Origin of the sequence: Streptomyces sp. NBC_01288, assembly GCF_035982055.1 — a bacterium.
Taxonomy (GTDB): Bacteria; Actinomycetota; Actinomycetes; order Streptomycetales; family Streptomycetaceae; genus Streptomyces.
This window is the reverse complement of record NZ_CP108427.1, coordinates 9666361-9690655: the sequence shown is the minus strand read 5'-3', so window position 1 is coordinate 9690655 and position 24295 is coordinate 9666361. Positions and strand designations below refer to the sequence as shown.

Sequence of the window (24295 nt, the reverse complement as noted above, 5' to 3'; positions counted from 1 at the left end):
GGGTCCGAAGCAATCCGCACTGGTCACAACTCCACGCAGCCCCTAGTTTTTCTGCAGAGCGCGGGTGACACCCGCGATGACGGCGGTCGTCAGCACCCAGCCGACGGCGATGAGCAGGTAGGCCAGCCACTGGAGGCTGCCGTTCGACCAGTACCAGGCCGTGCGTTGGCCCAGGCCGCCGATGGGGATCAAGAGGTCGAGCGTGTAGACGAGGGCCTGGAACGGGGCGCCTTCCCCTCGTTGGACCGGAGTGGGGGCCTGTGAGCTGAAGGACAGCGTGCCCAGCAAGGTCAGCGCGAGGAGCCAGACGCCGGCCAGCCAGGGACGGTAGCCGTAGCCGACCGTCACGTCGAGCAGATGCCCCCACACGCGCGCGGCCCGGGGCAGGGTCTGACGCCGGTGGCGTTGCTTGGCCAGCAGTACGCGGCGGGCCTCGTCGTCGTGACCGGCCTGCCGGTACCAGCTCGCCAACTGTTCGTAGGGTTGCGGGTTGTAGCCGGGGCAGCGTCGTATCCACGCCACGCGGGAGGCCACGGAGTTCCGCCGGCCCACTGCCTCCCGGCGCTCGCCCGCCCCGTCCGCCTCGTCCGCCTTGATGGAGCCGTAGACGAAGCCTTCCAACTCCACCACGTCCGGCCAGCTCCGCTCACTGTCGTGGAGGTAGGTCACCTGCGCGCCCCGTAGATCCACCGTGCCGGACGGCGGCCGGGCCAGCGTGAGGTTGACGTCGACGGCCTGCATGAGTCGGCAGGTCAGGGCGGGGCCGTCACCGCCGGGTGGGCCGTTCAGGACGGCTCCTGCGAAGCTCAGGCTGTCCGAGATCTGAGTGCGCCTCAGGTGCACGGTCCCGTTCGCGGTGAATCCGTCGGAGAAGTCGAGCCTTGAGGCCACGACGTTGTTCATCGCGAGCGCCACTCCGCCTGGTCCGGGTTCGTCCAGCCGCGCCCCCTGCATGAACAGCCCGCGCGGCAACTGCGCCCCCATCAGGCGGACTTGTCCTCGCGCGACGAAACCGCCGCCGCAGAACACACCCCCTTCCATGAGCAGTCCACCGGCGGCCACGGCCCATGCTCCGGGCGCGCTGATGTGGGCCCCGTTCAGGAGCATGCCGCCGGTCACGCGGGCGTCGCTCAGCGACAGGGCGGTGCTCACGTGGTTGAAGGGCGAGGAAGCGAGGCTTTCCACGACGGAGCGCCGCAGGTCGAGGTTCCCCTCGATGCGAGCCGAATCGGCTTCGATGCCGGGCACCCGACTGTCCGTGATCGCAAGCGTCTGGGTTGTCGCTCCGAGAAGGTCCACCGACTCCTCGAACGAGCAGTACTCGATCCAGAGGGCGTGAGCGATCTGCGCGCCGGCCAGCTTGAGCTGCCCGGATATCCGAGCCCCGGCGAGCCTCAGACACGCCACGGCGCCCGATTGCACCGTGTTCGCACCCAACAGAAGCGCCACGATCACGCCGGCCCGAACCGTCCGGCCGGGACCCCATTGCCCGCCCTCGGTGACACGGTCGTCCTCGGGCACACCCGTGCGCAGATCCACGCGACGCCCCTCGGGGAACGCGTCCCACAGCTCACGCTCCGGTGGGGTCAACTCGCCGTATGAGAGCACCAGTTCAGAATAGTGATCTTCCTCCGCGCTCGTCTCGCCACATGGAGCACGGTCCGACAGCCAAGGACGACGTCTCCCCCACCCCGTACTGGCCACCGAGCCGGCCCGACCGGCCGCCGACCCGACGATCCGCAAGGTACGGGCCGAATGCCTCACGGCATGGGCCCAGTTGATGGCGTCGCCGGCGACCGAGCGCCGCCCCGACCGCCCGGTACCGCGATGACCGGCACCGCCGCGACCGGGGCGATCGTGCGTCTACGGCTGCTCTGGGCCCGCCGCCCCGTCAGTCCACCCTCACTTCAAGTGCCGCCCGAAGAACCGATCCCCGTCCTCCCGCTCGAACCACGGGGTACCGGTGTGCCCACCCAAATTGGCGTGCAGTGTCTTCGCCTTGCTACCGAAGGCGTCGAACAGGTCCAGCGCCCGCTGCCGAGGATTCCCCTCGTCGTCCCACTGCAACAGGAACAGCAACGGAATGGCGACCTGCCGAGCCTCCTCACGCTGGGCGCGCGGCACATAACCCCCGGCGAAGAACCCGGCGGCCGCGATGCGTGGCTCGACCACCGCCATTCGAATGCCGAGGGCGGTCCACCCCGCGTACCCGACCGGGCCGCCGATCTCGGGCAACGCGAGGAGGGCGTCCAGAGCCAACCGCCATTCCGGGACCGCGTTTTCGACCAGCGGGCCGACGAGGGACTCGAAGATCTCGTCGACCGGCTCGCCCGCCCGCATCGCCCGGCGCAGCTCGGCGCGGGCCTGCTCGGCGGCGGCGGAACGGGGCCGGTCACCGCACCCGGCGGCGTCGATGGTGGCCACCGCGTGGCCGTACGCCGCGGACAGCCGGGCCCGGGCCACCAGTCGGGGTTCCGCCTTGGGCAGGCCGTTGTTGTGGGCCATCAGGATCAGCGGTGCCGGTGCGACGGATTCGGGCGTCCACAGGGTGCCGGGGATCTCGCCGAGGGTGAATTCGCGTTCGAGGACGCCGTCGTCGAGGCGTCGCTCGGAAGTGAAATGCATGGTCGTGCCTTTCGGGAGGGCAGCTTTACGGCGCTCCCGGACGACCTATCGCCCGACCGTGACCCCGGAGGGAAGCACCCATGTCGATACTGCGTTCACGGGTACCACCTCCTCGTTCTCTCGCACGGCCTCCGGGAAAGTAGCAGGGACCTCCGCGGTCCGCCAACGGGTTTTCGCGGAGCCTCCCTCGCCGGACACCGCCTCACCGCACCAGATGCCGCCCCACCACCGGATACCGCCCCACCCCGTACGACCCGGTCCTACTCCTCATCACCGGCGGCCGTCACCTCGACCTCCGTCACACCGTCGTTCTGGAACAGCTCGGACGTCAACTGACCGGCGTCGGCCGTACCTTCCAGCCGCAACAGCACCCGCGCGGCCGGATCAGCCCGCTCCGGCAACCGGTCGACCTTGACCTCCTGGATGCGGAAGCCCCTCCGCGTGCACGTCTCCATCAACTGCGGCAGCAGCGCCGTGCCGGTCCGGTAGGTCAGCCGTACCTCGAACGACCCCGCCTCGGCGCCGGGCATCATGCGCGCGAAGAGCATCGGGTACCCGCGTACGACGAGGAAGTGCACGGCGGTCGTGGCCAGCGCGAGGATCGGCAGGCCGCCACCGCAGGCCATGCCGACCGCGCAGGTGAGCCAGATCGTGGCGGCGGTCGTCAGCCCCCGTACCGCGTCCCGGCGTACGAAGATCAGGCCGCCGCCGATGAAACCGATCCCGGAGACGATCTGGGCCGCCACGCGGGACGGGTCGAAGGAGACGTTGTCCAGGCCGAGGACATTCGTGAAGCCGTGCTGGGAGACCTCCATCATCAGCGCGCTGGCGATGCCGACCAGGGTGTGCGTGCGCAGCCCGGCGCTCTTCTGCTGCGACGCCCGTTCCCAGCCGATCAGGGTCGACAGCAGCAACGCCAGCCCCAGTTCGGCGAGTTGGCGCAGCCCTTGCCCGTTGCTCACGTCCCACAACGGGACCGCCAGTCCGGCCACCCCGCGCCTCCCTTCCCTTCCGGCTCCCTGCTCCCTGCTCCCTGCCCCGACAGAGTCCCTACCCGGATGGGCGGGACCATGCCCACCCGACAGCTTCCGTCTCCGACAACTCCACCCTCCTTGACAAATTTTTTTGTCGGCTGGATCCTGGAGTGGCCCGCACAGGCCCAGACACAGGCCCGCACATACATCGACCATCCGAGGACCCCGCCATGCGCACTCTGATCAGCACCGCGTTCATCTCCCTCGACGGCGTCATGGAGGCCCCGGGCGGCGAACCCGGCTACCGCAACACCGGGTGGACCTTCAAGGAGGTCGAGTTCCTGCCCGAGTCGTTCGACATCAAGGGGCGGGAGCAGCTGGAGTCCGCCGCGATGCTGATGGGCCGGGCCAGCTACGAGGCGTTCAGTCCGGTGTGGCCGGACATGGACGAGTTCGCGCACTACAAGACGCTGCCGAAGTACGTCGTCTCCACCACCCTCACCGACGACAAGCTCGTGTCGAACTGGGGCGAGACCACGATCCTGCGCTCCCTCGACGAGGTCGCCGCCCTGAAAGAGACCGAGGGCGGCCCGATCATCGTGCACGGCAGTGCCGCCCTCAACCACGGCCTCTCGGACGCCGGCCTGGTCGACCGCTACCACCTGCTCGTCTTCCCGCTGCTGCTCGGCGCCGGAAAGCGCCTGTTCCCCGCTTCCGACAAGGACACCCAGAAGCTGAAGCTGGTCGAGCACGCCGTGTACGGCAACGGCCTTCAGCTGAACGTCCTCGACGTCGTGCGCTGACCACGCCTCGGCCGGAGCGCATCCCAACAGGTGTAGACCCTTGACTCCGATTCAACACAACTCCACACTGTCGCCCAAACCTCCACGGACAGTCAGGACGGCGCCCTCCCGCTCCTGAGAGCGCTCTCTGCGGCTGTCCTCACCCCCCTCTGGAGAAGGACGACACCGTGCGAAGAACTCTCAGATGCCTTCTGCCCTTATGGGTCATGGCCCTGGTCGCCGCCCTCTGCTCGGCCGGCGCGCAGCCGGCCCGGGCGGCAGCTGCGGCCACCTCGATCACCGTGGACGGTGGTCAGAGCGGCCGGACGTTCGACGGGATCGGCGCGATCAGCGGCGGTGGGGGCAACTCCCGGCTGCTGCGCGACTATCCGGCCGCCCAGCAGGCGCAGATCCTGGACTACCTGTTCAAGCCGGGCTACGGCGCGAACCTCCAGTTGCTGAAACTGGAGATCGGCGGAGACGCCAACTCCACCGACGGCTCGGAACCGTCCATCGAGCACACCAAGGGACAGATCAACTGCGACGCCGGCTACGAGTTCTGGCTCGCCGAGCAGGCCAAGGCCCGTAACCCGGACATCAAGTTGTACGGTCTGGCGTGGGCCGCCCCCGGCTGGATCAGCGGCGGGTTCTGGTCCACCGACACCATCAACTACCTGATCTCCTGGCTGGGTTGTGCCAAACAGCACGGCCTGCCGATCAGTTACCTCGGCGGCTGGAACGAGCGGGGGCACGACGTCAACTGGTACATCCAGTTGCGGTCGGCCCTCGACAGTGCCGGATACGGCGCCGTGCAGATCGTCGGCGACGACTCGGGCTGGAGCGTCGCGGACGACATGGCGAGCAACTCGGCGTTCAACAACGCCGTGTCGGTCATCGGCGCCCACTACCCCTGCGCGGGCGGTGACGGCGGCAGCGCGGACACCTGCTCCAGCACCACTGCGGCGAAGAACAACGGCAAACCGCTGTGGGCGTCGGAGAACGGCTCACTGGACATGGACGCCGGAGCACCCGCGCTGATCCGCTCCATCGTGCGCGGCTACGTCGACGCCCGCATGACCGCGTACCTCAACTGGCCGCTGGTCGCGGCGATTTACCCCAACCTGCCCTACGGCACGGTCGGCCTGGCCACCGCGAACTCGCCGTGGTCCGGGAACTACTCCATCGGCGAGAACACCTGGGCGACCGCGCAGGTCACCCAATTCGCCCAGCCGGGCTGGAAGTTCATCGACTCCGCGTCGGGCTACCTCGGCGGTGCCGAGTCCAACGGCACGTACGCGACGCTGAAGTCGCCGAACGGCTCCGACTACTCCACGGTCCTGGAGACCACCACCGCGACGGCGGCGCAGACGGTCAACGTCCAAGTACAGGGCGGCCTTTCGACCGGTGCGGTGCACGTGTGGGCGACCCGGGTCAACAGCCCCAGCCCGTCGACCGACTTCACGCACGCGCAGGACATCAGCCCGGCCGCCGGCTCGTACTCACTGACGCTTCAGCCGGGTTGGATCTACACGGTCACCACGACCACCGGCCAAGGCAAGGGCACCGCCACCGCGTCGGCCGCCCACGCCCTCGCACTGCCGTACGGCGACACGTTCGACAACGATGTCTCCGGCACCGAGGCGACGTATCTGTCCGACATGCAGGGCTCGTTCGAGGCGCGCCCGTGCGCGGACGGCCGTAGCGGACAGTGTGTGCAGCAGGTGACTCCGGTCAAGCCGATCGAGTGGCAGGACGACTCCGACGCCTTCTCGCTGCTCGGCGATCCGACGTGGGCGGACTACACCGTCAAGGCCGACGCGAACCTCCAACAGGCCGGTACGGTCGAGCTGTTCGGCCGGGCCAACACCCAGAACCGTCCGCAGAGTCACCAGGCCGCGTACCTGCTGCGGGTGAGCGACACGGGTAGCTGGTCCATCGTCAAGAGTTCGGCGGCGGGCACCCTGACCACGCTGGCCTCCGGAACCCGGGCGGCGCTCGGCACACACGCGTGGCACACGCTCGCCCTCGGCTTCTCCGGTGACCGGATCACCGCCACCGCGGACGGCGTCAACCTCGGCACCACCAACGACAGTTCGTACTCGGCGGGCCAGGTCGGCATCGGTGTGGTGGGTTACCAGACCGACCAGTTCGACAACCTGTCCGTCACCGCCGACCCGCCGGGCAACCACGGAGGCATCCTCAAGGGCCGCCAGTCCGGCCTGTGCGCGGACGTCCCCGGAGCGAGCCGGACCAACGGCGTCCAACTCGCCCTCTGGGACTGCAACGGCGCCGCCAACCAGTCCTGGACCCTGACACCCACCGGCCAACTCACCGTCTACAGCGGCGCGAAGTGCCTGGACGCCAAGGGCAGCGGCACGACGGACGGCACCCCGGTGCAGATCTACGACTGCAACAACTCGGCGGCCCAGAAGTGGACCGTGAACAGCGACGGCACGGTGGTCAACCCCAACTCCGGCAAGTGCCTGGACGCCACGGCCGGAGCCACCACCCCGGGCACCCTGCTGGAGCTATGGACCTGCACCGGCGGCACCAACCAGAGCTGGCTGCGCGGCGCGGTCGCGGCACCCCTCAAGGGCCAGGAGTCGGGCCGTTGCGTCGACGTCCCCGGCGCCAACCAGACCAACGGCACCCAGCCCGCCCTCTGGGACTGCAACGGCGGCACGAACCAGACCTGGACGTCCACGATCACCAACCAGCTGACCGTCTACGACTCCAAGTGCCTTGAGGTCATGGGCGGTGCCACCGCCGACGGCAGCCCGGTGGAGATCTGGGACTGCGGCGGTTCCGCGGCCCAGCAGTGGCGGGTGCGTTCCGACGGCAGCGTCGTCAACGTGGGCTCCGGCAAGTGCCTGGACGCGGTCGGGCACGGCACGGCCAACAGCACGGCACTGGAGATCTGGACCTGCGCGGGCGGCGCCAACCAGATCTGGCGGCAGTCCTAGCGTCGCCGGCTCCCGCCGGGTCGTGGACGGCACGGGCTCAACTGCCCACACCCCGGCGGGAGCCGCTCAACAGGCCCGCTACAGGCCCACTCCGAGCTGGCACCGTGCTGATCCGCTGAGTAGCCTCCGATCCATGCGGATCTCTGTTTCCTCGGACATGGACGAACCCGTCGCGCGTTCCCTCGTCGCGGAGTTGCGCGACCGGGGCCACGAGGTGGTGACGCACGGGGCGTTGCGTCCCGGGGACGACCCGCAGTGGGCGGTCTGCTCGGAGGCGGCGGCCCGCGAGGTCTCCACCGGGAGGTCGGACCAGGCGGTCGTGTGCTGCTGGACCGGCACGGGCGCGTCGATCGCCGCGAACAAGGTGCCGGGCGTACGGGCGGCCCTGTGCACGGACGCGTACACGGCGGAGGGCGCCCGCCGCTGGAACGACGCCAACGTACTCGCCCTCAGCCTGCGACTGACCTCAGAGCCCCTGCTCAAGGAGATCCTCGACGCCTGGTTCACCACGGCGGCCAGCGAGGACGCCGACGACCGGGAGAACGTGTCACGCGTCGGGCAGCTCGACGTGCCCAGGTGACGGTCCGAACGGCGCACCGCGCATTTTTTTGTTTCCTCCGGGCGCATGAATCATTTCCGCAAGGGCACTCGGTTGCCTGGAGGTCGATACATATGTTTCCCCTGATCCTTGTTCTTCTCCTGGCACTGCTGCTTTTCGGTGCGGGATTCGCCATCAAAATTCTTTGGTGGGTCGCAATCGTCGTTCTCGTCCTGTGGCTGCTGGGATTTGTCGCCCGTTCGACGGGTTCCGGCGGTACGCGAGGGCGTTGGTACCGCTGGTAGGAGATAAATCACCGATCTCGAAATTCACTCACCATAAAGCGAGGTTTACATGGCGGACGACATGTGGGACTACCAGGCCGAATCGGGCCACCAGACCGGTACGGATCTGACCGGATTCAAGGTCGAGGCGAGTGACGGCTCGATCGGCAAGGTGGACAAGCACTCCGAGGACGTCGGGGCCATGTACATCGTCGTCGACACCGGCGTGTGGATCTTCGGCAAGCACGTGCTGCTGCCCGTCGGGACCATCGCGTCCATCGACGTCGCGGAGCGGACGATCCACGTCGGCCGTACGAAGGAAGAGATCAAGAACTCCCCGGAGTTCGACAAGGACAAGCACCCCGGTGACGCCGGGTACCACGAGCAGGTCGGCGGCTACTACGGGCACCCCCGCGCCTGATCGGCACTCGCGGCTCGACAGGGTGGTGGGCACCGGCACTTCTGCCGGTGCCCACCACCCTGTCGTGCTACCCCCGTAGACTGCCGGGGCGGTGACCGCCGTCCTCCTTGTCGCCGCGCTCCGTGGACATGTCCTGGCCCGGCCCGACAAGGATCGAGGTGGCGGCGCGATGAGTACGGCCACCGACGGTGCACCCTTCGTACATCCCGCGCTGTTCTACCGGGGCGAGGAGCAGTACACGGTCGGTACGGTGCCGTTCGTGAAGGCGGGGCTGGCCGCCGGAGAGGCCGTCGCGGTCGCCGTTCCCGGCCCGCGTCTCGAACTGATCAAGGCCGGACTTGGATCGAGCGGCGCCGATGTGCGGTTCCTCGACATGACCGAGGTCGGACGCAATCCGGGGCGGATCATCCCCGGCGTGCTGCGGGCCTTCGCCGACGCCCATGCCGGCAGTGGCGGCCGGGTGCGGATCATCGGGGAGCCGATCTGGCCCGGCCGTACCGCCGTCGAGTACCCGGCGTGCGTCCAGCACGAGGCGCTGATCAACTCCGCGTTCCGGGACCGTGAGGTGACGATCCTCTGCCCGTACGACGCGGACCGGCTGGAGCCCGACGTGCTCGCCGACGCCCGCGCCACCCATCCGCTCGTCATCGACGAAGGCGCCCAACTCCCCAGCCCCGCCTACGATCCGCAGCGCGCGATCGCCCGCTACAACGAGCCGCTCCCCCACCCGCCGGGCGCCGCGTCCATCGCGTTCGACGCGGGAGAACTCCCCAAGTCCCGTTATTTCGCGGTCCAGGAGGCAGAGCGGCTGGGGCTTGCGGGTCTACGGCTACAGGATCTGACGCTGGCCGTCGCGGAGTTGACCACCAACAGCGTGCTGCACGGCGGCGGATCGGGGACGCTGCGGATCTGGGCCGAGGACGAGCGGATCGTCTGCGAGGTGCACGACCACGGCCGGCTGACGGACCCGCTGGCCGGCCGGCGCCCGCCGTCACGTGACCAACCCGGCGGACGAGGGCTGCTGTTGGTGCACTACGTCGCCGATCTCGTCCGCGGCCATACGGCCGAGAACGGCACAACCATCCGTTTCTACCTGGCCCGTTGACGCCTCAGGGGCGCGCGGCCGGAGGTGTCCAGGCCGCTTCCGCGTCCTGAGCGGTGGGGTGGGTCGGGAAGACCTGGTCGAGGCCGACCATGTGGAAGATGCGGCTGATGTGACCCGGGACCGCCGCCAGCGCGATGCCCGCCCGGGCGGCGAGGGCGTGGTTGCGGGCCGCGAGCAGGGCGGTGATGCCGCTGGAGTCGCAGAACGTGACGCCGGCCAGGTCGACGACGAGCTGCTGGCCGTCCGACAGCGCCAGCCGGGGCAGGAGTTCACGCACCTGGGGGAAGCTGTCGTAGTCGAGTTCTCCGGTGAGTTCGACGACGGGCCCCGCGGGCGTGGTCCGGGTGCGGATGGCTAGTTGGGTCACGGCTGCTCTTCGCTGGTGGGTCGGGGCACGTTGATGGCGAGGACGGCGGTGTCGTCGTCGACGCCGGTGCCGAAGGTGTCGAGCAGGTCGCGGATCGCGGCGACGGCGTCGGACGCGGTGGTGGGTGCCAGGGCGCGGGCGAAGTCGAGGAGGGCCTCGTCGCCGTAGCGGTCGGCGTCCCTGGTGTGGGCCGGGCGGGCTTCGGTGAGACCGTCCGTGTGGAGCAGCAGGGTGTCGCCCGCCGCCAAGTGGACGGTGGCGGTGGCGATATGGGCGTCGGGCAGCACGCCGATGAGCTGTCCGCCGGGGGTGTGCACATGGTCGGCGCTGCCGTCCGCGCGCAGGAGCAGCGCGGGCGGGTGGCCGCCGCTGGCCAGGGTGATGCGGAAGCCGCCGCGGTCGCCCTCGGGGGTGAGCAGCCCGAACACGACGGTGCAGAACCGCGGGTCGTGGCCGTTGTACTCGTGGTTGAGGACGGTGTTGAGGTTGCTCAGCACGGCGGCCGGGTCGGGGTCGTAGACGGCGGCGGCACGCAGCGTGTAGCGGGCCAGCGAGGTGACGGCGGCCGCTGCGGCGCCTTTGCCGCACACGTCCCCGAGGAACAGCCCCCAGGTGCCGGCGGAGAGCGGGAAGAGGTCGTAGAAGTCGCCGCCGACCATGTCGGTGGAGGCGACGTGGTAGTGCGCGGCGACGTCAAGTCCCGGCACGTTCACGAGAGTTGGGGGCAGCAGGGTCTGCTGGAGGGTGGCGTTGAGGCGCTTGAGCTCGTCCTGTTCGTGTTCCGCCTGCTGTCGGGCGCGCAGCAGTTCCGTCTCGTAGGCGCGGCGGTCGCGGGCGTCGAAGACGGTGGTGCGGATGAGCAGCGGCTGGCCGTCGCCGCCGGTCTTGACGGTGGAGGTCACCAGCACGGGCAGCCGGCTGCCGTCGGTCGCCTTGAGTTCGAGGGCGATCCCGCTGACCTCGCCCTGCATGCGCAGCAGCGGGCCGAAGTGGGTCTCGTGGTAGAGCCGGCCGCCCACGGTCAGCAGGTCGGAGAAGGTCCTGCGGCCCACCAGGTCGCCGTGGTCGTAGCCGAGCCAGTCGAGCAGTGTCGTGTTGATCTTCGCGATGGTGCCGTCGAGCAGTGTGGAGAGGTAGCCGCACGGGGCGTGTTCGTACAGGTCCTCGGCGCTGTCCTCAAGGAGCGCGGAGAACGCCGCGTGGTCGTCACCGGGCTGTTTGCCGGGCGGTTTCCCGGGTTGCCGGTGATCGCCGCCCTCGCTGTCGTCGCTCGCGCCCATCAGCGCGCGGATTCGACGAAGTCGGTGATCGCGGCGGCTGTTTCCTCCGGTGCGGCGAGCTGCGGGCAGTGCCCGGTCGCGTTCAGGGTGACCAGTCGGCTGCCCGGGATCCGGTCCCGTACGAAGGCTCCGACCTCCGGGGGCGCGATCGCGTCGACGGAACACTGGGCGACCAGCGTGGGCACGGCCACCTCGGCGAGGTCGTCGCGATTGTCGGAGAGGAACGTGACGCGGGCGAAGACACGGGCGATGTCGGGGTCGGCGCGGCAGAAGCTGTTGGCCAACTCCTCGCCCAGTTCCGGGCGTTCGGGGTTGCCCATGATCACCGGTGCCATGGCGCCAGACCAGCCGAGGTAGTTGGCGTCCAGCGATTCCAGCAGTTCGTCGATGTCCTCGGCGCTGAACCCGCCGCGATAGCCGGTGGCCGGGTCGTCGATGAAACAGGGCGAGGGGGCCAGGAGCACCAGACCGGCGAACGCCTCCGGCTCGCGTGCGGCGGCCAGGACGCCCATCATCGCGCTCACGGAATGCCCCACGAACGTCACCGGGCCGAGCGCCAGTTCACGGCAGATCTCCAGCACGTCGTCGGTGTAGCCGTCCAGCGTGGAGTAGCGCTCCGGGCTCCAGGCCGACAGATCGGAGCGGCCGGCGCCCACATGGTCGAAGAGCACCACGGTGACGTCGCGTTCCAGGAGCGGTACCACCAGCCGCCACATGTGCTGGTCGCACCCGAAGCCGTGCGCCAGCATCACGACCGGCCCACCGGCCCGGCCCGACACAGTCACATGGTTCCTGCTCCGCATACGCATGCGGCACATCCTCACAGACCGCTTCCTTCTCCACCCACCGCGCTCACCCCGTACCGACGCCTCCGGCGCCTCAGGGCTGCTTCGGCTTGCCCAGGGACCAGCCGGACACGTCCGTGAGCCGGCCGCGCCACAGAGGCATGACGGCGGTCCCGCCCCCGCCGGTGACTCCGGTGGCGTCGCGCAGATGGATCCACTGCGGCAGCCGTTGCGGGCCGGGTCCCCCCTGCCTGTCCTCGACCACCTCGTCCACCTGCTGCGGGAACCGCTCCAGCAACTGCGCGCCGGAGCCGTCCATCCCGTGCAGGCTGCGTGCCCAGTCGGTGGTCCATGCCTCGTGGGAGATCAGGTCGCCGTAGAGGAAGGCGCCTCCGACGGTGAGGGTGATGGGCAGGGCGGCCTCCGCGTCCTGGCCGATCAGCCGTACCAGCAACTGGAGTTGGAGGTCGGGCACGGGCTCGGTCACGATCGGTGCGGCGGGCTGGTGCAGGGGATCGTGGTCGGTGCTCGTGGTGCTCATGCGGGGTGATCCTTTCGGTGCCGCGCGGGGCGAGAACTGTCGGGCGGGCGGATCACGTGGGCAGGAGGCCGGTCCGTAGCTTGGCGAGGGTGCGGTTGAGGAGGCGGGAGATGTGCATCTGCGAGAGGTTCAGGACGCGGCCGATCTCCGCCTGGGTCAGCTCCTGGCCGAAGCGCATCTCGATGATGGTCCGCTCCCGCTCGTCGAGCTGTTGCAGCAGCGGCGCGAGCGTGTGCAGGTCCTCGAACAGCTCCAGCGCCGGATCGTCGTCACCCATCGTGTCCGCGTACTTCGGCGCGCTGTCGGACTCGTCGTCACCGCTCGGGGTGTCGATGGAGCCGGCGACATAGCCGTTCGCGGCGACCAGGCCCTCGATGATCTCGTCCTCGGTCAGCTCCAGGTGAGCGGCGAGTTCCTTCACCGTGGGGGTACGGCCCAGCTCGGTGCCGAGGGTCTCCTTGCTCTTCGCGAGGTCGACCCGGAGTTCCTGGAGGCGGCGCGGGACGTGCACGGCCCAGGTGGTGTCGCGGAAGAACCGCTTGATCTCGCCGAGTATGTAGGGGATCGCGAAGGAGGTGAACTCGACCTCGCGCGACAGGTCGAACCGGTCGATGGCCTTGATCAGACCGATCGTGCCGACCTGGATGACGTCCTCCATGTCACCGCTGCCCCGGTTGCGGAAACGGCGCGCGGCGAAGGACACCAGCGACAGGTTCATCTCGATCAGCGTGTTCCGCGCGTACTGGTACTCCTGGGTGCCCTCCTCCAGCTCCTGGAGCCGGTCGAGGAAGATCCGGGACATCACCCGGGCGTCCTTGGGAGCGACCTTGGCCCCGTCCTCGATCCACGGGAGGTCGTCCACGACATCCGAAACTCCCGCGCGGACAGGAGCAGTTGCTTCGAGAGCCTTCACGGAGGAAGCCACGGTGCCGCCTTAACTGGAGAACAGGACGAACGTCGCGTGCCCCCTTCGGGCACAACCATGTCTCCCCGGACCTCACAATTCCGCAGCCGGCCCAAAAGCATGCCCCGTCGGGCTCGACCGACTCGGGGAACGCACGTGGTTTCACACACTTCGCGGGTTCTTCACACCGCTTCGGAGGTTCTACGACGCCGCTGTGCGCGGGGGCGCGGACGGACGGGCGTACTGCCGTACTGCCAGGGTTCACAGGCGACGCCAGCGTGCCGAGGCGAACGAGAAGCCGCCGAAGAGGACCAGCCCGACGGCGACGGCGACCAACAGCCACGGCCCCGCAGGAGTGTGCGCGAAGGTGCGCAGGGTGGCGTCCATGCCCTTGGCCTGGTGCGGGTCGAAGCGGATGGCGGCCACCAGCGCGAACACACCCACCCCGGCGAACACGACACCGCGTGCGGCACCGCCGCCCACACCCAGGCCGGTGACGACCTGCCGTACCCGGCGGCTCATCTTCCCGGTCTCCAGCCGCCGCAGGAAACGCCGCATCACCGCGCGCACGGCGAGGGTCGCACCGACCCCGATCAGGACGCAGCCGACGAGACCCACCAGCACCTGACCGCCCGGCAGCTTCAACGCCGAGGCCGTCCAGTCCTGCGACTTGGCGTCACTGCCGGACGAGCCGCCACTCCCGGCCGCGAAGGACGCCGTACCCCAACAGACGAAGCCGTAGAACACGGCCCGGCCCCCGTCCAGCAGGCGCGAACCGGCCTTGTTCTTCGGCCCGTTCGCGAGCAGTGCCTGGGAGGCCCGCCAGATCGCCATGCAGCCGAAGCCGACGACGAGCATCCACAGCATCACCTTCCCGAAGGGCTGCGCCGCGACCTGTTGCAACGCGCCCTGCCGGTCCGCCTCCCGGCCCCCGTCGCCGAACGCGATCTGGAGGGCGAGCGCGCCGACGAGGACGTACACGACACCGCGTGCGACGAACCCGGCGCGCCCTGTGACGGACAGCGCCTGCTTGCCCTCGGCCTCTCCCGGTGCGTGGCTCCGGGCGGTCGAACTCGCCCTCCGGAGGCCCCACTTGTGCGTCTGCGACGAGGTCATGATGCCTTTCCTGGAAACACTGGACGAGCCGAAACGCGGACGCACGGTACGCGTCCCGTACTCTCGCGTGCCCCCGGCGGAGCCTTCGATGTGCGTCGCGGGGACGCTTCGCTGTGCGTCACGGGGACGGCATCGGCCGATCGCGCCACAAAGGCCCCTCACAGCTGTTACTTTCCTTTTCAAGATCCCTGGATCTTCTGTCCCCTCCCCCACCCACACACCCGCGGCGAGGCCCCCATGCCCAACTCCCCCTCCGTAGACGGCGCGAGCGGACGTCACCGCAAGAGCAGAGCGATGAGTCCGGCGCTCCGCCGCGCCGCCGTCATAGCGGTGACCGCTCCCGTCGCCGGGACGATCCTGTTCGGCAGCTCCGCCTTCGCCGCCGAGAAGACCGTCTCCACCACCGCCGCCACGCTCGACACCGCCGAGCAGAAGATCGCGGACAACCTCAACACCCGTGTCCAGGACACCCGTCTGGGCAGCACGCTCAGCGGCGTCGTGATCGACGCGGAGACCAAGAAGGCCGTATGGGGCCACGACGCGACCACCGCGCTGATGCCCGCGTCGAACACCAAACTCGCCACGTCGACCGCCGCGTTGACGATCCTCGGCCCCGATCACCGCTTCACCACGAAGGTCGTCTACGGCAACGGCACCCTCACCCTGGTCGGCGGCGGGGACCGCACCCTGACCACGGCCGACCTCACCGCGATGGCCACAACTGCCGTGGCGGGCCTGAAGAACGCGGGCCTGACCACGGTGAAGCTGACGGTGGACGACAGCCTCTTCCCCGCGCCCACCCTCGCGACCGGCTGGAACGACGGCTACTACCCCGACTCCATAGCCCCCGTACGGGCGTTGGTGGTCGACGGCCGCCACGTCACGGACACGTCCCTGGACGCCGGCCAGATCTTCGCGAAGCTCCTCGCCCGGCAGGGCGTCACGGTCACCGGAAGCGTCACCCACGCCACCGCCGGCACCACGGCCGTCCCCGTGGCCCAGCACCAGTCCGGCACGCTGTCGTCCATCGTGGAGCACATGCTCAAGGTGAGTGACAACGATATCGCCGAGACCCTGCTCCGGAGCACCGCGCTGGCCGCCGGCCGCCCGGCCACCTTCGAGGACGGCACGGCTGTGGTCCGCCAAGTCCTCACCCAGTACGGCGTATCGCTGGCCAACTTCGAGATCCACGACGGCAGCGGCCTCTCCCGCTCCAACCGCATCCCGGCCCAGACGATCGCCGACATCCTCGACCTGGCCGACGACCCGGCCAACGCCCCGACCCTGAAGTACATCGTCGACGGCCTCCCCGTCGCGGGCGAGGCGGGCTCGACGCTGGGCCCGGAGTGGGGCCGCTTCGACACGGCGAACTCGCAGTGCGCCGTCGGAAAGGTCAGCGCCAAGACAGGCACGCTCACGGGCGCGATCGCCCTGAGCGGCCTCACTAAGGCCGCGGACGGCCGCTGGAAGATCTTCTCCTTCATCGAGAACAACTCCACGGCCGCCCCGGACGCGACCAAGGATGCGCTCGACGGGCTCGCGGCCACGGTCAACGGGTGCTGGGCGTAGGCACCCGCTCTGAGACCCCGTCCTGTGTGGTGAGGCGGCCGTAGAGCCGTAAACGGGGCGGGGTACGTGGAGTTGGACAGGGCGACCGGTCGGCCCCACGCCGAAGATCCGTTGGGGCGCTAAACTCCGACGCGTGGCTCGATCCCCTCATCCCCTGCGGATCACCACGCGGCTCGTCGACGGACGTGTCTGCGCCTACGACCTGACGGCTGATGCCAGGGGCGTGCTGTCGCCGGTCATGGCCTGCCGGCCGTCTCCCGATGACGACGTCGTCGACCACGCCGCTGCCGCCGACCTTCAGCACGCCTACTACACGACTCTCAACGCGGTCGTGTGCGTGACGGCGGACGGGGCCGAGGTGTGGCGGTCGCAGTTCGAGCCACGGTCGGTTCGGCAATACGGACACCGGCCCGGCTGTGTGCTGTCGTCGGACGAACGTGCGGTGTGGGTCTACCGGCCTGACGCCATGGCCGGCCGTGACCGTCCCGACCAGTGGGTCGCCGTGGACGCCGAGACCGGGGCAGTCATCGCACACGCGGATTTGCGGACCGTCGGCCACGGTGGACAGCAACTGCCGCACCCGTCGGACGGTCAGGTCCTCCTCGATGTCGGCGAGGGACAGGACGGCTCGGTCATCTACCGCGCCTCACTGACCGGAGCCCGGATGAATCTCGTCGGCTATCCGTGGGACGACCGGTGTCTCATCGACCTATCGCCCGACGGCCACCGGTTCATGACCGTTCACCACGAGCAGACCGACATCGCCGTCCACACCTACCCCGACGGCGAGGTGCGGTTCGCTCTCTCCGTCGACGCCTTCGGACACGACCCCGACGAGATCTACGTGGAGTGGAGCGGCGGCTACCTGACCCCGGACACCGTCATCGTCACCCTCGCCGGCGAGACCGAGGACGATCAGGAGTGGTTCCGGCACTACCGCGTGGACGCGCGTTCCGGCCAGGTCCGGACCGAGTTCGACGCGCGCACGGACAACCCCTACGACATCCAGCCCCTCGGAGACGGAACCTGGCTCACCACGGATCCCTCCGGCCACCCGATCCGCTGGACCGACGCATGAAGTCCCCACAAGCGAACCGGGCGAACCCGACCCATGCGTCCCCTCGGCCAGAACCATCCGATTGACGTAGCGACAAATCGATTCGCCGGGTGAACGCCGTGGCATCCGGCCAACCGCGCAGGTCAGTGCGGCAGTCTCGGTACGGCATCCCTGGAGCGGCCGGCCGACCCGATCGACGGGGACGAACAGCCGGTTCCAGGACCGTTCCCTTCACTGCCCAAGGAGTTCCTTTGCGTTTTCGTCGTACGGTGATCAGCGCCCTCGGGTCCGCCGCCCTCGTGCTCGGCTCGCTCGGCGGGGTGGCCGCCGCGAGTCCCGCGGCGGCCGGTCCCTGCGGTTTCTACGAGACCGGGTCCGACGCCTTCTACCGCCACTGCACGACCGACGGTTCGCGGGTCGTCATCAAGGTCGAGGTCGCCCGGGCGCGCGACTACGAGCGGTGCGTCGCGCACGGTACGACCTGGCTGGGCTCCGCCCGCAAGATCCAGGGCGCCCACTACGCCGGGCGCACCTGCTGACACCGATCGTCGTGCTGCCCGGTGACCCCACCGCGGCGCGTCACAGCGCCGCGGTCGTCCCCTCGCCGGAGCCGCTGCCCGCGAGCCACTGGTCCCAGCCGAGGTTGAAGTCGGCGTAGCCGTTGTCGGCGGGGGCCTTGCCGCGGGGCGATCCGGTGATGGTGATGGGGTCGCCCTGCTTGACCTGGCCGTAGAACCACTCGGCGTCGGACAGGGACAGGTGGACGCAGCCGTGCGAGCCGCGGGCGCTGCCGCTGCCCGGGTTCGGGTCGCCGGTCGAGTAGTGCACGTAGGTGCCGGACTGGGTGAGGTGGATGTCCCAGGGCAGCGTCAGGTCGTAGTAGTTGGCGCTGCCCTTGTCGCAGCTGATGCCGACGCTGCAGGAGGTCATGTGGACCTTCTTCTGCTTGTCGATGACGGCCATCGTGCCGTCCCACGTCGGGTACTCGGCGCTGCCCGCGTTGATCGACAGGGTGCGCACCGTCGCGCCGTTCTTGGTCACCTTCATGGTGTGGTTGGTGACGGAGACGTCCGCGCGGACGTCGTCGCCGACCTTGAAGGTGTGCGTGTAACTGTGCACGCCGTACCGGCCGTTGCCGTTGGTGACGCCCTTCATGTCGGCGTCGATCTTCACCGTCGTACCGGAGGGCCAGTACGTCTTCGGGCGCCAGTCGACGCGCTTGTCGCCCATCCAGTGCCAGGCACCGACGACCGACTGCGAGGCGCTGACCTTCATGTGCTTCTCGACCGTGGCCCGCGCCTTGGACGCCACCGGGTTCGTGAAGATCACCGAGATCGGCATGGCCACGCCGACCGTGGTTCCCGTCTGCGGGGTGATCGTGTCCAGCAGCATCGGCGGGCCCAAGGGCTTCGTCGGCGACGGAGAGGCGGTCGCACTCGCCTTGCCCGACGCCTTCGCGTCGTCCCCGCTCGCCTTGTCGCTGCCGCCCCCACCACAGGCAGTCGCACCCACCAGCACCGCACCCGTGACGAGTGCGATCCCTATGCTGCCCTTGCGCCGTCCCACGACTTGCCCCACTCTCTAGCTCCTCGACCTCGACCCTGACGGGCCCGACTCACTGTCAGACAGCGACAGAGGGGGCCTCAGTTGCGTGCGTCGCGTAAAACGTGTCTCAAGACTCGGTACGCACCGAGTGATCTGTGACGACGAGTGCCCGGCGCCTCCGGCTGCCGCACCCCGCCCGATCCCGATCCCGATCGCGACCTCTGCCGCCGCACTGGCGTCTACCACGAAAGGGCCGAGGTATGCCGAACCTGAGCACCGGTTCGAGTTCGCCGGGGTCGTTCCGGTGACGACGGAGGCCGCGGCGGTCCTGGCCTGGCCGCATGACGGAGCCCGCCCGTGATCTGCGCCGGCATCAGCGGGGGCAAGGTCAACGTCGGCGTCCAGTCATGCCCTACGCGTCACATGCGTCCTGGACGACCCGCCGGACCTCCCCAACCTCACATCCCGAGGACCCGGCACCTATCGGGTCCGGGTCCACGCGCGGGGCCGCGACATCGCCCCCGCCGGCGTCGGCTCCGAACCCGTCGGGGACTACCTGCTCATCGTCTGGCCGGCCGAGCCCCGACCGGACACGGTCCACAAACAGACGGATGCCTACGGCGCCGAGCTACGAGGCCAGCCGAGCAGGCCTGCGACCGCGATGCCCGTGGAAGACACCGACGACGACCACCGCACCGGCGGCGCCTGCCCGGACCGTCACTGAGGGAACCGCTCCGGCAGGAAGCCCGCGAGCAACTCGTCCCTCTCCCCGTCGAGGATCTCGGCCGCGAGCAACCGGCCGATCACCGGCCCGAGGGTGATGCCGCTGTGGGAGACGGCCTCGTAGTAGCCCGGCACGGACGGCACCGCTCCCACCGAGGGGAATCCGTCGGCCGGGATCGGCCGGAACGCCACCCGCGCTTGTGCGATGCGGGAGTCGGCGAGGTCCGGAACGACGTGCCGCGCCAACTCGTGGAGCAGCCGCGCGAGTTCCGCCGGTTCCTCGCCCGTGTCGATGAGTGCGTCGATCTCGCGGCTGTGGAGGACCATCGAGGCGTCTCCGTCAGGACGCATCTCGATGTGCGGCGCGTGCATGGCCCGGTGGATCGGCACCGGAGCGCAGTCGATCCGGGTGACGACGCCGGGTTCCCGGCGCATCGGCAACCGCCGTCCGACGAGTCCGGCGACGTGGGAAGCGGCTGGACCCGCCGCGTTCACCACGATGTCCACGTCGAGACGGCTGCCGTCGGACAGGGAGACGGTCCGGACGCTCCCGTCGGCACCGGTCCCGATGTCATGGACCTCGGTGCGGGACCGTAACTCCCCGCCCGCCGCTACGACTTGGCCGACCAGGCGGTCGACGAGATGGCGTCCGTGCACCCAGGCCTCGTCGGGGTAGAGCACGACGGGAACCTCGTCGGGCAGCGCGAGAGCGGGTTCGAGGCGGCGGCGCACCTCGGCCCCCGTGGACACCTCGACCCGGTAGCCCCAACCGCCCAGCAACTCAGCGGTCTTCAGGAACTTCGCCTCCGCCGCGGGATCGTCCGTCCAGCGCAGATGGCCGCTGGGATACCACCACGAGTCCGGCCCGATGATCCCGGCGAGCTCATGATGCGCCGCTATGCCCGCCACGTTCAGGTCGAAGTAGGCCCTGGTCACGGTCTTGTTGCCGGCGTTGACCCATGAGAAGGACCAGTCGGTGACGCCCTCGCCCGGCCGGCCGGCGTCGATGAGGACCACCTCGGCACCGCGCCGGGCCAGATTCCAGCCCACGCAGGCTCCGAGGATGCCCACGCCGACGACAGCGACACGTCGAGACCGCTTCCCGGACTCGCCCCTCACGAACGCCCCCTTCCCGGATCACGGGTGCACTCAACTCCCGCTCCCAGCATGCAAGATGGGGAACGGCGAGCACTACGGACGAGCCGGAGAAAGCCGCGTAGTCGACGGCCGAAACGGCGGAAGATGTCCAAGCCATGCCGCCTACGTACCGATATCGATACCTTCCGTACCTACTGGCGATCACCCGGGCCCGGCACAATCCCCCGTGTGACGATCACCCAGGGCGCGCCGCCGCCCACGCGCAACACTCCCGTCGCCCTCGCCCGAGGGATTCTGACGGGCGGTGTGATCGGCGCGTCGCTGGCCGCCTTCGTGGTCGGCTGCGTCATCGAGAGCGTGCCGCTGTGCGTGACGGGCGTGGGCCTGCCCGCGGTCTACGGCCTGCTCTTCCTCCTCGCCGGTATGCCGAGGCGCGCCCGGGAGGCGGCGATCCCGCCGCGCACGGCTCTCGCGCAGATCGAGAGCCTGGAGGCCGTCGGGGGCGAGGCGACGAGCGACGTGGCGGTCCGCTTCGACGTCACGGTCGCCCCGGACGAGGACATACCAGCGTACCGCGTCCAGTTCACCCAGCACCTCAACCTCGCCGACCTGCCCGACTACCGCCCCGGCGGCGTCGTGGTGGTCCAGTACCCGCCGGACCGGCTGTGGAAGGTCCGGATCGTGAAGCGGCCGACACCGGAGTGGGAGGAGCGGGTGGCCGGCGCCCACCTGGACTCGGCACCGGGCCCGGCCGTGGTGAGCGAGCCCTCCGCGGGCTGTGCCGTCGGCTTCGTCACGCTGCTCGCGCTGCTGCTCGCCGCGGCCGGTGTGATCCTGCTGTTCCGCGCCGACCTGTTCGACAAGGACACCTCCGGGCAGCCGCCCTCCTCCCCCGAGCCCTCCGTCTCCGCCACGTCGTCGACCACGGTCGTGACGTCGGCGTCCGGCACGGTCGCCCTCGGCCCCGGCCAGTCGTTCCTCGACAAGGGTGAACTGCGCCGCGCCGTCGACTCGTTGACCAAGGGCAAGGGCAAGAACACCGGCCAGGCGCTCACCGTCGTCGTACAAGAACGCCTGCTGTCGGTCGTGTTCACCCCCACCGGCTCGCAGGCCCCGCACTTCGACCCGGGTTCCGTCCCCTACGAACGCTTCCCCGACCTGGTCGAGGAGGCCAGGTCCACCCTCGGCATCCGTCCCCCGCAGACCTGGCAGATCACCACCGACCGCCTCACCGGTTCCCTCACCGTCCGGGTCGGCGTGACCGGCTCCGACGGCACGGCCTCGCTTGAGGCGAACGGCAAGGGCGAGGTGGTGCGGCGCACCCTGGCCGGCTGACAGCGCCGAGGCTCGACTCGGCGGCGCGATGGACAGCCAGGAACGGGAGAAAGGCGAGCGAGATGGGCCGGCACGGATATCTGGTGCTGTGGTGCGCGGTGTTCGGCACGTGGGCGCTGCTCGGATACGGTCTGTCGCTGGCCGGGTTGACCCGGGCCCAGCGCACGGTCCGGGTCATGGGCCGGATCGACCGGGTACGGGGACCCCGGCACGGAAGCTCCCAGAAGGACGGGATACCGGTGGTCGTTCTCCTTCCAGGACCCGTCCACCGGACGGGAGTTCACCGTCACGAACGACGCCGAACACGGCGACCGGATCACCGCCGCCTGGACGGGCCGCGAGATCGGCATCCGCTACCGGCGCGGCAGCCCGCACACCTACCGCTTCACCACCGATCTCCGGGCCAACCAACACGGCCGCGCCTGGCCCGACTTCGCGGTCTTCCTCCTCTACGTCGGTCTCGTGGCCCTCGCCGCGAACGTCTGGGGTTGGCCCTGGGCCCTGCTCGGCTTCGGCGCGCCCTGGACCGTCTCCGTCGCCTGCCCCGACGGACTGCCCGACCCGACGAACTCGTACGGCCGCGACGTCACGATCCACTGCACGTCCGAGAACCCGGCCGTCTTCACCTTGGACCTCGCGCCCGAAGACCGTTCCCGCGCGTCCGAGATCGCCTTCAGCATCCTGGCACTTGTCGTGGCGACGACAGCGGTGGCCGTGGGGGCGGTCGCCGTCGCGCTATGAAGCCCGGCAAGCGCAGTGCGCCAGATACGGCAACACGCAGGCGGTCCGCGTCCCGCGCGGCGATGAGCCGTTGCTCCGCGCGTACTTCACCGAAATGGCCAAGCTCCCGCCCCGGTAAGCTGCCTCCTCCAACCAACGCCCGCTATCCAGCCCTCCTGCCCCCACTCAACCGCAGCAACGACCGCCGCAATTCCTGCTTCCGCCGCGTGACCGCCGCCGACCGCAGACCGTCGGCTTCCTCTCTCAACTCCCGCTCCAGAGCACGCGTTTCGTCCACGCGTCCTAGCCGCAGGAGTACGTCTGCCAGGCGTAGTCGCGTCAGCGCCGCACCCCGGCGATCATCCAAAGCGCGGGCCGCCAGCGCGTACTCGAAGGCGGGCACTGCCTCCGCCGGCTCGCGTAACGCCAACAGGGCCTCGCCCCGCTGGAATTCGAGGTCGGCGCGCGCGTAGGACTCGAACGGGTGCCGCCCCGCCTCCTCCGGACCTACGCCGCTCTCGGCCTCGGAGAGTGCGCGCAACGCGTCCGTGCGCTCGCCGCAGCTTGCCGCCGTCACCGCCAACTGGGCCTGGGCGAAGGCCCGTACGGCACGAGGGGCGGCGTGCGCGATTCTGACGGCGGCGCGGGCGACCTCGTCGGCGATCCGCGGATGGCCCAGGCCGTACGCCTGCACGCTCAGGGTCCGCAGGGCGATCACGGTCAACTCCCGGTTCCCGGCCGTGATCGCCAAGTCCCGTGCCGCCAGGTAGCAGTGCTGAGCCTCGCCGTTGCGCAGGTCGTCCGCGTACATCCGGCCCAGGACGAGGGTGAGTTGTGATGCCTCGGCGTATCGCTCCCGCCGCAACTCGCCTCGCACGCTTCGCAGTTGACCGGCCACCGCCTCGGTCAGGTACGTGCGCAGGGTGCCGCGCGCGAATCCGCCCCCCTGTGCTTGGAGGGTCCGGGTGAAGAACAAGGATGCCGAGTTCCTCGCGCACGGCGCCCGCACCACCCCGACCACTGCGGCCGTACCTCTACCCGTACCCGAGGCCCGGCTCACCGGACGGGTCCGTGCGGGCCGGTAAGGAATCGGGCCGGACAGTGCGTGGAGCAGGCCGACGAGACCGTTGGCGTCCGCAGGCGCCAACTGCACGGGGCCAACGGCGACTTGGCCCGCGAAGCCCGCCTCCTCCGCCGTGATGACACGACCGCAGCGCCGGCCGAGCGCCTCGCAGGCGAACGGCTGCACGCGTGGCATGGGACGGCTGCCCGTCAGCCAGTGGGACACCGTGGTGCGGTCGTACCGCAGGACCAGCCCCGCCTCGGCCGCCACCGCGTTCACCGCACGTGCGAGACCGCCCTGGGTCCAGTCCGTCTCCTCGATCAGCGCGCGCAGCCGGGTATTGGGAATGCGCGTTCGCGCCATCCGCGTCTCCTGTCGCGAGCCGGGTCGGGGTCGTACGGACGCATCGGCCGGAGAACGGGACAGCCCGTTCAGCGGCTCCACGTCGCGCCTCGGTCCGGCCACAAGATATTGATCATTATCCTTCGCTCAATTCCCGG

The 24295-nt window shown here is 69.7% G+C and carries 23 protein-coding genes; 11 read left to right on the top strand and 12 right to left on the bottom strand.

All coding sequences use genetic code 11. The features are described 5' to 3' along the window. Window positions 1–42 precede the first annotated feature (42 nt). From OG194_RS43600 to OG194_RS43590, 3 genes are all read right to left on the bottom strand, one after another. Window positions 43–1608, bottom strand: coding sequence for an oxidoreductase (locus tag OG194_RS43600; protein WP_327406252.1), 1566 nt, complete (start codon window positions 1606–1608; stop codon window positions 43–45). 294 nt (window positions 1609–1902) lie between these two features. After that, window positions 1903–2625 (bottom strand): alpha/beta hydrolase, encoded by a 723-nt coding sequence (locus OG194_RS43595; protein ID WP_327406251.1) that lies wholly within the window; start codon window positions 2623–2625, stop codon window positions 1903–1905. A gap of 260 nt (window positions 2626–2885) precedes the next feature. After that, on the bottom strand, window positions 2886–3617 hold the full coding sequence (locus tag OG194_RS43590; protein ID WP_327406250.1) for an MgtC/SapB family protein: 732 nt from the start codon (window positions 3615–3617) through the stop codon (window positions 2886–2888). Window positions 3618–3829: 212 nt separating this feature from the next. Between OG194_RS43590 and OG194_RS43585 the strand changes: the two genes are divergently transcribed. From OG194_RS43585 to OG194_RS43560, 6 genes are all read left to right on the top strand, one after another. Continuing rightward, entirely contained in the window at window positions 3830–4402 is a 573-nt protein-coding gene (locus OG194_RS43585; protein ID WP_327406249.1) for a dihydrofolate reductase family protein, read from the top strand. A 206-nt stretch (window positions 4403–4608) separates the two neighbouring features. Beyond that, on the top strand, window positions 4609–7344 hold the full coding sequence (locus OG194_RS43580) for a ricin-type beta-trefoil lectin domain protein (RefSeq protein WP_327406248.1): 2736 nt from the start codon (window positions 4609–4611) through the stop codon (window positions 7342–7344). A gap of 133 nt (window positions 7345–7477) precedes the next feature. Further along, the gene (locus OG194_RS43575; RefSeq protein WP_327406247.1) at window positions 7478–7924 is read left to right on the top strand and encodes an RpiB/LacA/LacB family sugar-phosphate isomerase; all 447 of its coding nucleotides are present in this window, start codon (window positions 7478–7480) and stop codon (window positions 7922–7924) included. A 92-nt stretch (window positions 7925–8016) separates the two neighbouring features. Then, window positions 8017–8187: a hydrophobic protein gene (locus tag OG194_RS43570; RefSeq protein WP_078652406.1), complete on the top strand. Its 171-nt coding sequence runs from the start codon at window positions 8017–8019 to the stop codon at window positions 8185–8187. A gap of 49 nt (window positions 8188–8236) precedes the next feature. Then, complete coding sequence (locus OG194_RS43565) at window positions 8237–8587, top strand: PRC-barrel domain containing protein (RefSeq protein WP_327406246.1); 351 nt, start codon at window positions 8237–8239, stop codon at window positions 8585–8587. Between the two features lie 169 nt (window positions 8588–8756). Beyond that, window positions 8757–9692, top strand: a complete 936-nt coding sequence (locus tag OG194_RS43560) for an anti-sigma factor RsbA family regulatory protein (protein WP_327407395.1) — start codon at window positions 8757–8759, stop codon at window positions 9690–9692. Window positions 9693–9696: 4 nt separating this feature from the next. Here OG194_RS43560 and OG194_RS43555 read toward each other — a convergent pair whose 3' ends face one another. From OG194_RS43555 to OG194_RS43530, 6 genes are all read right to left on the bottom strand, one after another. After that, a complete protein-coding gene (locus OG194_RS43555; RefSeq protein WP_327406245.1) occupies window positions 9697–10059 on the bottom strand; it encodes an STAS domain-containing protein in 363 nt (120 codons plus the stop codon). After that, on the bottom strand, window positions 10056–11339 hold the full coding sequence (locus OG194_RS43550; RefSeq protein WP_327406244.1) for a PP2C family protein-serine/threonine phosphatase: 1284 nt from the start codon (window positions 11337–11339) through the stop codon (window positions 10056–10058). Before OG194_RS43550 ends, OG194_RS43555 begins: the two co-directional genes overlap by 4 nt. Next, a complete protein-coding gene (locus OG194_RS43545) occupies window positions 11339–12148 on the bottom strand; it encodes an alpha/beta fold hydrolase (protein WP_327406243.1) in 810 nt (269 codons plus the stop codon). The genes OG194_RS43550 and OG194_RS43545 overlap by 1 nt, the downstream gene beginning before the upstream one ends. A gap of 70 nt (window positions 12149–12218) precedes the next feature. Next, window positions 12219–12665 carry a hypothetical protein gene (locus OG194_RS43540; RefSeq protein WP_327406242.1) on the bottom strand — a complete coding sequence of 149 codons (447 nt, stop codon included), beginning with the start codon at window positions 12663–12665 and terminating at the stop codon, window positions 12219–12221. A gap of 52 nt (window positions 12666–12717) precedes the next feature. Then, window positions 12718–13527: an RNA polymerase sigma factor SigF gene (locus OG194_RS43535; protein WP_442811758.1), complete on the bottom strand. Its 810-nt coding sequence runs from the start codon at window positions 13525–13527 to the stop codon at window positions 12718–12720. 303 nt (window positions 13528–13830) lie between these two features. Continuing rightward, on the bottom strand, window positions 13831–14685 hold the full coding sequence (locus OG194_RS43530; protein ID WP_327406241.1) for a DUF1206 domain-containing protein: 855 nt from the start codon (window positions 14683–14685) through the stop codon (window positions 13831–13833). A gap of 237 nt (window positions 14686–14922) precedes the next feature. Between OG194_RS43530 and dacB the strand changes: the two genes are divergently transcribed. The 3 genes from dacB to OG194_RS43515 all read left to right on the top strand — a co-directional run bounded on the left by dacB (window position 14923) and on the right by OG194_RS43515 (window position 17850). Next, window positions 14923–16254 (top strand): D-alanyl-D-alanine carboxypeptidase/D-alanyl-D-alanine endopeptidase, encoded by a 1332-nt coding sequence (gene dacB, locus OG194_RS43525; protein WP_327406240.1) that lies wholly within the window; start codon window positions 14923–14925, stop codon window positions 16252–16254. A 133-nt stretch (window positions 16255–16387) separates the two neighbouring features. Continuing rightward, a complete protein-coding gene (locus tag OG194_RS43520) occupies window positions 16388–17332 on the top strand; it encodes a hypothetical protein (protein ID WP_327406239.1) in 945 nt (314 codons plus the stop codon). 230 nt (window positions 17333–17562) lie between these two features. Next, window positions 17563–17850, top strand: coding sequence for a DUF6355 family natural product biosynthesis protein (locus OG194_RS43515; protein ID WP_327406238.1), 288 nt, complete (start codon window positions 17563–17565; stop codon window positions 17848–17850). 40 nt (window positions 17851–17890) lie between these two features. Here OG194_RS43515 and OG194_RS43510 read toward each other — a convergent pair whose 3' ends face one another. Both OG194_RS43510 and OG194_RS43505 read right to left on the bottom strand, forming a co-directional pair. Then, window positions 17891–18889 (bottom strand): L,D-transpeptidase, encoded by a 999-nt coding sequence (locus OG194_RS43510; protein WP_327406237.1) that lies wholly within the window; start codon window positions 18887–18889, stop codon window positions 17891–17893. A 684-nt stretch (window positions 18890–19573) separates the two neighbouring features. Next, complete coding sequence (locus tag OG194_RS43505) at window positions 19574–20698, bottom strand: NAD(P)/FAD-dependent oxidoreductase (RefSeq protein ID WP_327406236.1); 1125 nt, start codon at window positions 20696–20698, stop codon at window positions 19574–19576. Between the two features lie 207 nt (window positions 20699–20905). On the opposite strand from OG194_RS43505, the gene OG194_RS43500 reads away from it, so the two are divergent. After that, window positions 20906–22012, top strand: a complete 1107-nt coding sequence (locus OG194_RS43500; RefSeq protein ID WP_327406235.1) for a hypothetical protein — start codon at window positions 20906–20908, stop codon at window positions 22010–22012. A 462-nt stretch (window positions 22013–22474) separates the two neighbouring features. Beyond that, window positions 22475–22753, top strand: coding sequence for a hypothetical protein (locus tag OG194_RS43495; protein WP_327406234.1), 279 nt, complete (start codon window positions 22475–22477; stop codon window positions 22751–22753). A gap of 142 nt (window positions 22754–22895) precedes the next feature. On the opposite strand, the gene OG194_RS43490 is transcribed toward OG194_RS43495, so the two are convergent. Then, the gene (locus OG194_RS43490) at window positions 22896–24158 is read right to left on the bottom strand and encodes a tetratricopeptide repeat protein (RefSeq protein ID WP_327406233.1); all 1263 of its coding nucleotides are present in this window, start codon (window positions 24156–24158) and stop codon (window positions 22896–22898) included. Window positions 24159–24295 lie beyond the last annotated feature (137 nt).